The sequence below is a fragment of the Actinoplanes sp. NPDC051859 genome (genome assembly GCF_044452725.1).
Taxonomy (GTDB): Bacteria; Actinomycetota; Actinomycetes; order Mycobacteriales; family Micromonosporaceae; genus Actinoplanes.
On the sequence record NZ_JBITBX010000002.1, the window covers coordinates 653,814 to 665,497 of the forward strand.

The window sequence follows — 11,684 nt, forward strand, 5'->3', positions numbered from 1 at the left end:
AGGACCATGAAGCACGGCAGGTACCCGTTCATCATCGGCTTCCTGGTCGTGCCGGTAGCCATCTACTGCACGTTCGTGGTCGCGGCCTACGTACAGGCGTTCCAGCTGTCGTTAACCAACTGGCGGGGCTTCTCACCCGAGGTGAACTACATCGGCTTTGAGAACTTCACCAAACTGTTCGACGACACCACGTTCTGGAAAGCGATCCAGCACCACGCCCTGTTGCTCGTCTTCCTGCCGTTGTTCACCATCATCCTGGCGCTGTTCTTCGCCTTCCTGCTCAACGTGGGCGGTGGTTCGCGCGGCGGGCGTACCCGAGGGGTCTGGGGGTCGAAGTTCTATCGGGTGGTGTTCTTCTTCCCCCAGCTGCTCGCGCTGGCCCTGGTCGCGGTGATCTTCGCCCGGGTCTACGCCCCCGACGAAAGCGGCCTCGTCAACGGCCTGCTCAGTCAGCTCGGCTCAGGACCGATCCTGTTCCTCGCCGACAAGAACCTCGCCATGTGGTCCATCCTGGCGGTGCTCGTGTGGCAGGCGGTCGGCTTCTACGTGGTGCTCTTCTCGGCCGGCATGGGCTCCATCCCCACCGAGATCTACGAGGCGGCGGCGCTGGACGGTGCCACCCGCGGCACCCTCTTCTTCAAGGTGACGCTGCCGTTGCTGTGGAACACCCTCCAGGTCGCCTGGGTCTACCTCGGCATCGCGGCCTTCGACGCCTTCGCCCTGGTCAACCTGATGTCCGTGGACCGTGGCGGCCCGGACGGCGCGACCACGGTGCTCGGCCTCGAGATTTTCCGCAACATGCAGGACTACGCGCAGTACGGCTACGCCTCCGCGATGGGCGTCGTGCTGTTCTTCCTGACCCTCACCTTCGCGGCGCTGACCCTACGGGTCACCCGGCGCGACGCTGTCGAGCTCTGAGCCGGACCGGGAGCCTGAGATGACCAACCTGCGTACCGAAGCTTCCGCCCCGCCGCCCGGCACGGTGAAGTACCCCGGGAAACGCCACGCCGCCGCCGCGGGCCGCGACAAGCGCGAACTCAAACTCTTCAGCGGCTTCGCCCACATCGCCCTGGCGATCTGGGGCCTGCTGGTGATCGCCCCCCTGATCTGGGTGGTCCTCGCCTCGTTCAAGAGCAACACCGAGATCTTCACGCACGCGCCGTTCAGCCTGCCCAGCCAGCTTTCCTTCGAGACCTACAAGACAGCCTGGACCGAAGCGCACATCGGCCGCTACTTCCTCAACAGCGTCTTCGTCGTCGCGCTCAGCACCACCGGCACCATGATCTTCGGCTCGATGGCCGCCTATGTGCTCGCGCGCTACAAGTTCATCGGTAACCGGTTCATCTACTACCTGTTCGTCTCCGGCCTGGCATTTCCGGTGTTCATGGCGATCGTGCCGCTGTTCCTGATCCTGCAGAACCTCAACCTGCTGAACACGTACACCGGCCTGATCCTGGTCTATATCGCCTATTCGCTGCCGTTCACGGTGTTCTTCATGACGGCGTTCTTCAAGACGCTGCCCAACCAGGTCGCCGAAGCCGCGGTCGTCGACGGCGCCTCACACACCCGGCTGTTCTTCCAGGTCATGCTGCCGATGGCCCGCTCCGGCCTGGTCAGCATCACCATCTTCAACATCGTCGGTCAGTGGAACCAGTACCTGCTGCCGGTCGCGATCATGCAGGGACAGGGCGCGGACGAAAAGTGGGTGCTCACGCAGGGCATCGCCAACATCTCCGTCTCGGCCGGCTACCAGGCCAACTGGGCCGCCCTCTTCGCTGCCCTCACCCTCTCCATCCTCCCGATGATCCTGGTGTACGCCTTCTTCCAGCGCCAGATCCAGTCCGGCCTGACCGCGGGCGCGACGAAGTAGCCCGTTTCTGTCGTACCCCTGCCGCAGAATGACCACGTGCTGGTGGCGGTGGTGTCCGACGACGGGACCTGGCGAGCTGCCGGGCGCCTGCAGATCCTGCACCCCGATGGCACGCCGGCATCCCCGCCGCAGTCGGTCCCCGACCTGCCGGCGGCCATCGATGCCCGGGAGGCCGCCGACCGGCCGCGCTGGGTGTGGGCGGCCACCGCCGACTGCTACCCGACCCTGCTGCGCGCCGGCGTGCGGGTCGCCCGCTGCCACGACATCGAGCTCACCGAAGCCCTCCTGCTCGGCCACGCCGGTCGCTGGGGGGAACCCCGCTCCCTCGCCGCTGCCTACGCCCGCCTCACCGGCGCCCCGGTCCCCGCCGACCCGCCGCCGCGCCCGGCCGAACCCCCGGGCTTCGCCCAGGCCGCCCTCTTCGATGCCGCCCCCGCCCCGCCGTCCGCCGCCGGCCCCGCGCTCCTCACCATCCTGATCGAGGTGTACGCCGACCAGCTCCGCCGCATCGCCGCCGTCGGCCAGCCCTCATCGACTGCCAGTTCGTCCCTCGCGGTCAGCTCCGCCGCTGCCGCCGCTTCCCGAGCTGCTGCCGTTTCCGCTGCTGGCGCTCCCTCTTCTCGTGGTGCTGCCTCTCCGGTTGGCAACGCCTCTTCTATCGGCGCTGCTTCTTCCGTTGGCGCCGGTTCCTCGGCTGGCGCTGTTTCTACTGTTGGGGCTGGTTCTTCTGCCGGCGCCGCTTCTTCTGCCGGGGCCGCTTCCTCTGTCGGCGCCGCTTCCGTCCCCGCCGGGCGGTCTGCGGCGGCCGGGCGGTCCGTGGCGGCTGGGCGGTCCGTGGCGGCTGGGCGGTCCGTGGCGGCCGGGCGGTTCGGGTTGCTGGTGGCGGCGGAGTCGGCCGGGGCGCTGGTCGGTGCCGAAATGGGGCATGCCGGCATTCCGTGGCGGGGTGACATCCACGACGAGCTGTTGCGGGAGCTGCTCGGCCCGCCGCAGCCGGTCGGGCCACCGCGCAGACTGACCGAGCTCGCCGCCGACATCAACGCCGCGTTCGGCATGCGCGGGCTGCATCCCGACTCCCCGGCCGAGGTGCTCCGCGCCTTCGCCCGGGCCGGCATCGACATCCCGAACACCCGGGCCTGGGTCCTGCGCAAGGTCGACCATCCAGCGGTACGCCCACTGCTCGAATACAAGGAGCTCTACCGGATCTGGACGGCGCACGGCTGGGCCTGGCGCGACGCCTGGGTGCACGACGGCCGGCTCCGCCCCGAGTACGTCCCGGGCGGCGTCGTGTCCGGCCGCTGGGCCACCCGCGGCGGCGGTGCGCTCCAGGTGCCCAAGGTGGTGCGGCGGGCCGTCGTCGCCGACCCCGGCTGGCGGTTCGTCGTCGCCGACGCCGGCCAACTCGAACCCCGCGTCCTGGCCGCCGTCTCCGGCGACGCCCGCCTCGCCGCCGCCGGCATCGCCGACGACCTCTACGCCGCCCTGGCCGCGGACGCCTTCGCCGGCGACCGCCCCAGAGCCAAGATCGCCCTCCTCGGCGCCATGTACGGCCAGACCGGCGGCGCCGCCATCCCGGCCCTGGCAGTCCTGCGCCAGAGCTACCCGACGGCCTTCGAATATGTGGAAGCCGCGGCCCGGACCGGAGAAGCGGGTGGCCTGGTCCGCTCCTGGCTGGGCCGTACCTGCCCGCCGGCCTCCACCGCCTGGCGGGATACGGGCCTCGAACCACCCGAGGAGGCCGGCTCCGCCGAAGCGTCGCAGGGCGGCTCCACCGGCCGCGCCCGGGGTCGTTTCACCCGCAACTTCGTCGTCCAGGCCACCGCCGCCGAGTGGGCTCTCGTCCTGCTTGCCACCTTGCGCACGGCTTTGGCTCCGTTGCGCGCCGAGATCGTCCTCTTCGTCCATGACGAGGTGGGCGTCCACTGCCCGGCGGAGGAAGCCGACCAGGTCGTGACGGCTGTCCGTGCCGCGGCCGCCCAGGCGGGCGAGCTCCTCTTCGGCAGCACCGCGGTCCGCTTTCCCCTCGACGTGTCCGTGGTGGAGTGCTACGCCGACGCGGCCTGACCGTCGCGCCGTTGCGTCGCCGGCGGATGCCGCACCTCGCAGTCGAACCACGAGGCGGGTCGTTACCACAATCGAATCGTCGCTCTGGGCTCCTCAAATACCGTGCCCTTGAGCTGGTCACGAACTTCAGGATTGGGCATTAGTGGTCAACGTCCGACCAGGTGATCATCGCTGTTCCGATGGTCGACCTCGGGATGTGGTTCTTTCAGGCTGCATGGCTGGGCTGGCGGACGTGTCGCATAGCGCAGGTTCGTGCCCTGCCGGGGGCACCACAAACAACTGCGACACGTCCGGCCGGGTGCTGGTGGTCGCCGCGACCCTGCCCCTGCCGCAGCCCCGACGGCATAACTGGGGTGCCCTGGCCGGTAGCTCGAGGACCGAAGTCGTCTGCTGATGGCCCCGCCGAGCGGCGGGGCCATCAGCGTCTGTGCGGCATGGCTCTTGGTGAGAGCAGGCACGACTGATCCCGGGCGGTTGCAGGGCAGACTCGCCGTCCAGAGGCTCCTGCCTGGAAGGGGGCTACTGCGCTCGGGCGTATTGGGAGGGAGGTACGCCGACCATGCTGGCGAAGTCGCGGGTGAGGTGTGCCTGGTCGCTATAGCCGAGTTCGGCGGCGAGGGCGCCGAGGTCGGGGTGGGTGCCGGCGGCGGCGCGGGCGGCGGCTTCGTGCAGGCGGTGGCGGCGGATGACCCATTTCGGGCTGACACCGACGTAGTCGGCGAAGAGCCGTTGGAGTTGGCGCATGGTGAGGTCGAACTCGCGGGCCAGGTCGTCGACGCGGGTAATGCCGGGCTCGGCCACGGTGCGGGCGACGATGGCAGCGGCCAACTGCGCGGACGGTTCGGGCTGTTCGGGTGCTCGGGTGGTGAGGAACTCGTCCATCACCGCCACGGCGGCCTCGTCGTCGGCAGCGAGTACCGCCTCGGCGAGCGCTTGTCCCGCTGGGCCGAAGACGTCGTCGATCGCGAGGAACCGATCGGTGATCGAGGCGACCGGTGCGCCGAGGAAAGGATGGAAACCGCCGGGGTGGAAGCGCACCCCGAAGACTCGTCCCGCGTCGTGCAGAACCTCCGTGAAACGGCCGCGCGGCACGCCGGCGATCCGGCACCGGCCGGGCTTGAAGGTCATGTTGACCGCCGGGTACGGCAGGACCTGCTGCTCGTACGGGTCCTGGCCGCGAAGGTCCCAGGTGACGATCCAGTAGTGGGCCACGAACGGTCGCAGCACCGGTGCAGCGCCGGGTGCGCTGAACCGGAACTTTTCCTGGCCTGCGCTCGGGTTCAGGATTGCCGGCACGAGTGAAGGCTAACGGATCTCACCGGCACGTCGCGTTTGTTCAAGACCAGCTCCCCCCACTGGCCTAGCCTGCGTTCATGCAGCTCAACGCACTCTTGAACAAGTCGATCACCGAGGCGGCGGCCGTGGTTCGTGGCGTCAAGCCCGACCAGCTCAGCGCGCCGACCCCGTGCACTGATTGGGACGTCCGCGCCCTGACCAACCACCTCCTGCAGGTCGCGTCCGCGCTACACCTCGCCGGCCGCCGGCAGACCGTGCCCGACGAGTTGTGGGGTCGCGACTTCATGGACGAGGGATGGGCCGACCGCTTCGATGACGAGGGCCGCGCCGCCGCGGCTGCGTGGGCGCAACCGAGCGCGTGGGAGGGCATGGTCAGCATGGGCGGGGCCGAGATGCCGGCTCCAATGATCGCCACCATGTTCGCCAGCGACCTCGCGATCCACGGGTGGGACCTGGCACGCGCCACCGGGCAGGACTACCACTGCGACGACGACGTCGCCGAGGCGACCTGTCGGTTCATCACCGACATGGCCGAGCAGGGCCGCCAGATGGGCATCTATGCCACCCCGGTCGCCGTTCCCGATGCCGCACCGGCCCTCGACCGGGCACTGGCGCTCAGTGGCCGCGATCCGCAGTGGGCTCACCCCACCGCGTAACAACCTACGGATCCGGGTCGTCCGGCGCGCCGCCTGGAAGCGGGCTGAGGCGGGTCGTGACCCCCGAGGACCCGTAACGGCCCAAGGCGGGACTACAGGGTCGGGCGAGGGGTGAAGGTTACTCCGCGTGAGGAGCAGCTTCTCACCCTAGGCATCGCTATGTATCAAGGAAGTCGAACTCGTCGCCCAGGACCCAGCGAAGGGCAGAGAGGTGACCGTGGACGTAGCCCCAGTGCCAGTCGTCCCACGGTCCCACATTCTCCCTGCCGTACTTCTCCTCAATTCGCGCTCTCGCGGTCATGATCGTCTTGCGTAGCTCCGGTGACACGTCGTCGCGTTCGCCAGCTTCAACCTTCTCGTCACGGATCAAGCTTCGGACGTACCAGACCTTGTCGAAGAACTCCTGCTCTGCCGCAAGGATCTGTGCTGACGTACGCATGCCTTGGATGAAGATCTCGTGACTGTCGAGCAGTCCAGGGTGGTCACCGAGCATTCGCGCAAGCGTCGGCCGCTCCCAGTATCGGATCCGAAACGGTGGACGTCGGTTGCGTTCATAATCGGCCAACCCATCCTTGGCGCCGTTGGACAGGTAGCCGGAGGCGATCACCAGCGCGACGTCAGGACGTTCCGCTTCCGCCCATGCCAACAGGTTTTGCAAGGGCTCGAGCGAGATGCCGGTCTTGTAGTGCTTGCAGTCGACGAACCAGGTTTCGAGCCGGGTGTGCCCGTCGACGTCGGTGAGCCTCCGCTGCGCGACCAGGTCTCTACCTCGGTCGGACGGGCTGGCCCTCTTCGGAGTGCCCTTCCGCCAGTCGACGTTCACGAAGCCCAGCTCGATCAGGAGGTCGTGACAAAACTCCTCGAAGTCCGTTGGGTCGAGGTTGTCGAACGAGATGTTCTTCGGCGCTGGACGAACGCCGGGCTCCTCGCCGATCTGCTGATCGTCGTCTTCCATGCCTCGTAACGGTACCCACTAACCGCTGAGCATTCGGTGTGGCGGTGCAAGGGAGGCGGTTCCTATGCCGTCGGAGGCCAACGTGCCGAGTGGACGGCTGGCCGCCGGCCCGCAGCTTCCGTCATGTGAAGGTCGCCGACGTGCGCACGAGGACCGACAGAGGCACCGACCTGCGCCAGGTCGGCGGCCGGAACACACTGGGCGGAGTTGCAAAGCCCCAGCTCAGCAGGGTCGTTGATCTCCTCGTGAAGCGCAGGTGTATCTCCAGCCCGGGGGCACCATGAACAACTGCGACACGTCCGGCCGCGTGCTGGTGGTGGCCGCGACCCTTCCCCTACCGCAACCCCGACGACGCAATTGGGGTGCTTCTCAGCCGTAATGCGGACGGCCTGACCTTCACGATGTTGACCCTGGGGCGTGTCCCAGGGTCAACATCGCTCTGTGCTGCCTGCGGTACGGGTTGGCGTGGCCGACTCGCTGTGGGGCGGCACCCCGTACCGGCTGGTTACCGGGGGGCCGCGAGGGACTGAGCCTGCGTCTTCGCGGCTCAGTGATGGGCTGACTCCCAGGCCGATCACGTCCACGGGCACACGTTGGCTGGGGCTTGACTTGATCCGATGCTAGATATGAGGCGAAGCTCGCGAAAGTTATCCACAGGCTGTGCGCCGGGTCTTGCAGACTTGGGAGACCGGGCGCACAGGTGGTGCACTGTCGGCGAGGTCACTCCAAATGGCGCCGGCCGCGCCTTCGGGCGGCGGGGCGTCGTGCGCAGCAGGCCACCGACAGTCCACGCCAGGACGGCCAGTCGTGGTGGGATCAGTGCGTGATGCCCGTCCCGGGCTCCGGGCCGTCACACGCTGAGCAGCTCTGCATCCGCGCCTCTACGGACGGCGGCCTTCCGGCGCCGAGGCGGCGCTACGTCCTGGGCGCACTGAGATCCAAGAATCGTACGAAGTCTTCACCCACCTCGCTACATCCGCCTACGTCCTCAGGTGTTATCAGTACCCGGTCGCCGTCGAGCCGCACTCCGGCCGCAGCGATCTGCGCCAGCACTTCGTCCCGGTACTTTGGGTCAAGTTGACGCTCGGTGAGCCGACCAAGGCCGTGCTCCAGGGCGTTCCGGACCTCGACGAAGCCGTGAACGGCCTGCATGCGGGGGAGGTAGTCAGGTCCACTCCGCCCTGGTTTCTCCATATCTTGATGCGGTCGGTCCACTTCATGACCTGGTAGTGGGAAACCGCCGGCCGCAGGTTGAGCAGGCGAGCAACCGTGAAGGACTCCAGGACAGCGACAAGGTCGGTGAGCGCGTTGCCGTGCCGTACGACAGCCGCGTCTCGAAGGTGTCGGCCCCGGTCGCCGCGGGGCTGCTCCTCTGACAATCGCAGCAGCGTGCGGTAGTCGGTGACGCGGACGAGGAGCTGGCCGAGTGCCGCCTCCCCCAGGGCGGTCATGCCGGCGGTGCTAGGCACCGGCGGGCGCCCATTCGTACACCCACCGGTGCAGCCGGTTGTCGTGGGTGACCGCCTTGCTGATGCGGTAGGTGGGGCTTGTCAACGCGATGGCAGCGACCAACAACGGGCGGGCTGTAGCACCTGTCCGGTCGTATAGACGAAGCAGTCCTTCAGCGTCAATCTGGCCGTGGCGGGCGAGCGTAAGTGCGGCGTACGCGCGCGGCGTTGCGGCTTGTCCGGGCGCGTCGAGAGCGGCGCGAACCCACTTGATCCGCCGCGCGGCGCCATCACCGGTCCCGAAGGCCGAATGGGAGGCGATCGCCGATTGCAGCCACCAAGACTGCCAGTGGTTTAGGTAGGCCCTGGAGGTCAGCAGTTTGTCGAAGGCGGCGATAACCGGAGCGGGATCCGTGCGCGTAGCAAGGTACCGGCAGACGGCCGGCGTCATCTGACGGGCGAAACGCAGCATCTTCATGAGGTGTTTCAGCAGCTCCGGATCCGTCGCGGGCTCCGTCTCCAGCGTCGCCAAGGCCGAGGACAGCAGGTCGAGCAAGGCTCGGTGTTCCTTCACCCGCTGCGTCGGGACCTGGCTGCGACCACCGACCTTGGCCCACCGCTCGACGATCCGTGCGGCGGCTTCTCGGTCGACATCGGTCGGGTTCGGCTGAAAGACGGCCTCGTCGCCGTACGGGTCGTCCTCGACCAGCGTCAGGTCGTACTGTGCGTCGGCCGCAATCTGCTTGCGGAGGTCTTCGGCCTCATCGAGGGACTTCTCGTATGTGGAACGTTTCCAGGTGATCGTCTTGAGGTCATTCATCGTGAGGCCGAGCCGCCGCGTCTCCTCGGCGAAGATCTCGATCGCGCGGACCGTGTCCGACCAGGATCCGCAGGTGAACCGAAAGTCGTCATTGTAGCGGCCCGCCTGGATTCCCCGGCGTACCAGCACTCGCTCTAGGCGGTCCAGCAGGGCCTCGGCGAGCAGGTCGCTTGCCGCCGATTGCTGCGGGATCCCATACGTCCGGCCCTGGGTAGTCGACAGGAGGTCTCCAAGCGCACTCACTACGGCGTGCTCGCCCACCTGCATCTGCAACTCGTCCATGAGGAGGTTGTGGTCGACGTACTGGTAGCAGGAGGCGATGTCGGTGGCGACGATGTACGAGCCGTCGTAGTCCAGCGGCGACCGCTTGAAGGCCGCCCATTGTGCCCGCCCGCGGTCAACCGATGGCAGCGACGGTTCGAGGTGCATGGCGAGCGCGCCGTAGAGAACCCGGGTCGGTAGGTCCCACATGGCTACCGGCCGGACCCCATGGTTGACCTTGCTTACGGCGACCGTCTCCTCTGCAGAGGGTAGGAACCGGCCGCCCACGACCTTTTCTATCCACTCCGCCGCCTTGGGGCGACGTGGAGACAGCGCCTGCAAGACGCTGTTCCGGGGCAGCATGCGAGGAGGCTTGTCGATCTCCCGGTCTAGGGCGCCGGCGAGATCGATGTTCTGCAGGACGGTTGCGTCGATCTCCATCGCTCTGGTCTACAGCATCTGCGGCGCTCCGGGGACCGACTGGTCCCGTCACCTACGGTGTGTTGAAATGCCCAAGCACACGATCGAACACGCGTTCGATGATGTGCGTACGATCTTCATCGTGGCGGGATGGCGGCTGACCTGGCGCGTCGCCGCTCGGTGGGCTCCGGGCGGCTCGCCATCGGGCGCCTCGGAGACCGTCATCAGGGCGACGAGTGTGGCTGCCCTGCGCGCGGCCGTCATGGCTGCGCGGCAGATTGTCTTGATCGACAGCTACCGGTACTGGTCGATCCGGGAGTGGGACGACGCGGACGATCCGTCGTCGTGTCCAACCTGCGGGACCCGGTGGGTGCCGGTAGAGGTGTACGAGCAGGACTGCACCTGTGGAGGACACCGTCGTTGGGAACACCTAGGACGGGCCTGCCCGCCGGTTGTCCTGCCCCCGTACGGTCCCGGCTGTGGCGAGCTGCCACGCCAACCTGATCCGCTGCTGGGTGCGGGCGACTGGCGACCGGTTCGGCGGCAACCGCGCCGCCATGGGCGCTGAGCCCCGCCGACCTCGGCTGATTTGGGTGCGACGGCGCCCCGGGAGACCCGGCTGGCCCCGGGGTCGTCACGTCGGCACGATGGCGGGATAGTCAGGGCTGCTTGTAGGTGAGGTAGAGGCGGATCTCGGGCTTGACGATGACCTTGCCGAGCAGGTCAGCGGGCGGGGTGGTGCCGGTCGGGTAGGCGACCATGCGAGGGTCGGCCGTGCGGTCGGTATCCCAGGCGGTGATCTCGTCCGCGATGCGGGTGGCGAGCTGTTCGCCGTCGGGGCCGTGGCCGGTGGCGCCGAGCTGCCAGCGTCCCGGCTGGCCGTCGGAGCGGCGGATGGTGAGGTAGGCCAGCGAGCCGCCCTCGACCAGGGCGGGGCTGCGGACGGGGATGGCCGGGGTGCACAGACTGGAGGTGACGGCCTGCTGCTCGGCTTGGATGCGGATGGTGCGGTCGTCGGTGGCGGTGAGGCGCAGCCAGATGCGGTCGAAGGGTTCCTCGCCGCCGACGGTGGCGTCCGACCAGACCTCGATCCTCTCCCGGTCGAGGACGCCCTGGAGGGCGTCGACGTCGGTGGGCTGGTCGGTGTCGTAGTGCAGGGTGACCAGCCGCTCGGGGTCGATGGTGTTGCTGTGCTCGCCGGGCTGGCCGATCATGGGCACGAATCCGCAGAGGAACACCCAGTCGGATTCCCAGTAGTCGTCGCGTTTGGTGAAGGCAACGGCGCGGGTGGTGCCGCGCCAGCGCAGCGGCAGGACGAGCCGACCGCCGGGGACGAGCTGGTCCCACCAGGTCCGGGGGATGTCCCAGGCGCCGACGGTGACGATGATCCGGTCGTACGGGCCGTGCTCGGCGGCGCCTTCGGCGCCGTCGCGGGTGATTACCCGGACGTGGTGGTAGCCGGTGTCGTCGAGGTTGCGGCGGGCGGCGGCGGTGACGTCGGCGTTGATGTCGAGGGTGGTGACCTGCCCGGCGACGCCGGTCAGGGAGGCGAGCAGGGCGGCGTTGTAGCCGGTGCCGGCGCCGACCTCCAGGACGTTTTGGCCGGGCTGCACCTGCAGGGCGTCGAGCATCGCGGCGACGATCATCGGCCCGGAGGCGCAGCTGAGGTGGGTGCCGTCGGGCGCGGTGTGGGTGATGACGGCCTGCTCGTTGTAGGCGTCGCCGATCGGGGCATCGGGCACGTAGCGGTGGCGTTCCACGTGCCGCAGGACGGCCTCGACCGCGGGGGCGAGGCGCTGGCCGGCGAGGATGCGCTCGACCATGCGGGCGCGGAGGATCTCGGGAGGCGTGTCGGTGGTGGTGGACATGGGTTCCCTTCCGTGTCGGTGATCGG

At 68.3% G+C, this 11,684-nt stretch carries 10 protein-coding genes; 5 read left to right on the forward strand and 5 right to left on the reverse strand.

What is annotated here, in order from left to right:
* The first annotated feature begins 6 nt into the window (after positions 1 to 6).
* From ACIA1L_RS07010 to ACIA1L_RS07020, 3 genes are all read left to right on the forward strand, one after another.
* Positions 7 to 918 carry a carbohydrate ABC transporter permease gene (locus tag ACIA1L_RS07010; protein WP_396071568.1) on the forward strand — a complete coding sequence of 304 codons (912 nt, stop codon included), beginning with the start codon at positions 7 to 9 and terminating at the stop codon, positions 916 to 918.
* A gap of 19 nt (positions 919 to 937) precedes the next feature.
* Positions 938 to 1,870, forward strand: a complete 933-nt coding sequence (locus ACIA1L_RS07015) for a carbohydrate ABC transporter permease (protein WP_396071569.1) — start codon at positions 938 to 940, stop codon at positions 1,868 to 1,870.
* 477 nt (positions 1,871 to 2,347) lie between these two features.
* Positions 2,348 to 3,934: a bifunctional 3'-5' exonuclease/DNA polymerase gene (locus ACIA1L_RS07020; RefSeq protein WP_396071788.1), complete on the forward strand. Its 1,587-nt coding sequence runs from the start codon at positions 2,348 to 2,350 to the stop codon at positions 3,932 to 3,934.
* Between the two features lie 519 nt (positions 3,935 to 4,453).
* Here ACIA1L_RS07020 and ACIA1L_RS07025 read toward each other — a convergent pair.
* Positions 4,454 to 5,230: a DUF6597 domain-containing transcriptional factor gene (locus ACIA1L_RS07025; protein WP_396071570.1), complete on the reverse strand. Its 777-nt coding sequence runs from the start codon at positions 5,228 to 5,230 to the stop codon at positions 4,454 to 4,456.
* Between the two features lie 77 nt (positions 5,231 to 5,307).
* Here ACIA1L_RS07025 and ACIA1L_RS07030 point away from each other — a divergent pair, with 77 nt between their 5' ends.
* Positions 5,308 to 5,886 carry a TIGR03086 family metal-binding protein gene (locus ACIA1L_RS07030; RefSeq protein WP_396071571.1) on the forward strand — a complete coding sequence of 193 codons (579 nt, stop codon included), beginning with the start codon at positions 5,308 to 5,310 and terminating at the stop codon, positions 5,884 to 5,886.
* Positions 5,887 to 6,043: 157 nt separating this feature from the next.
* Here ACIA1L_RS07030 and ACIA1L_RS07035 read toward each other — a convergent pair whose 3' ends face one another.
* The 3 genes from ACIA1L_RS07035 to ACIA1L_RS07045 form a co-directional block, all read right to left on the reverse strand.
* Positions 6,044 to 6,841, reverse strand: coding sequence for a restriction endonuclease (locus ACIA1L_RS07035; protein WP_396071572.1), 798 nt, complete (start codon positions 6,839 to 6,841; stop codon positions 6,044 to 6,046).
* A 998-nt stretch (positions 6,842 to 7,839) separates the two neighbouring features.
* Positions 7,840 to 8,292, reverse strand: coding sequence for a hypothetical protein (locus ACIA1L_RS07040; RefSeq protein ID WP_396071573.1), 453 nt, complete (start codon positions 8,290 to 8,292; stop codon positions 7,840 to 7,842).
* A gap of 10 nt (positions 8,293 to 8,302) precedes the next feature.
* Complete coding sequence (locus ACIA1L_RS07045) at positions 8,303 to 9,811, reverse strand: reverse transcriptase domain-containing protein (RefSeq protein ID WP_396071574.1); 1,509 nt, start codon at positions 9,809 to 9,811, stop codon at positions 8,303 to 8,305.
* A 67-nt stretch (positions 9,812 to 9,878) separates the two neighbouring features.
* On the opposite strand from ACIA1L_RS07045, the gene ACIA1L_RS07050 reads away from it, so the two are divergent.
* Positions 9,879 to 10,358, forward strand: a complete 480-nt coding sequence (locus tag ACIA1L_RS07050; protein ID WP_396071575.1) for a hypothetical protein — start codon at positions 9,879 to 9,881, stop codon at positions 10,356 to 10,358.
* 91 nt (positions 10,359 to 10,449) lie between these two features.
* Here the strand turns inward: ACIA1L_RS07050 and fxlM are convergent, their stop codons facing one another.
* Positions 10,450 to 11,658, reverse strand: a complete 1,209-nt coding sequence (fxlM, locus tag ACIA1L_RS07055) for a methyltransferase, FxLD system (RefSeq protein ID WP_396071576.1) — start codon at positions 11,656 to 11,658, stop codon at positions 10,450 to 10,452.
* Positions 11,659 to 11,684 lie beyond the last annotated feature (26 nt).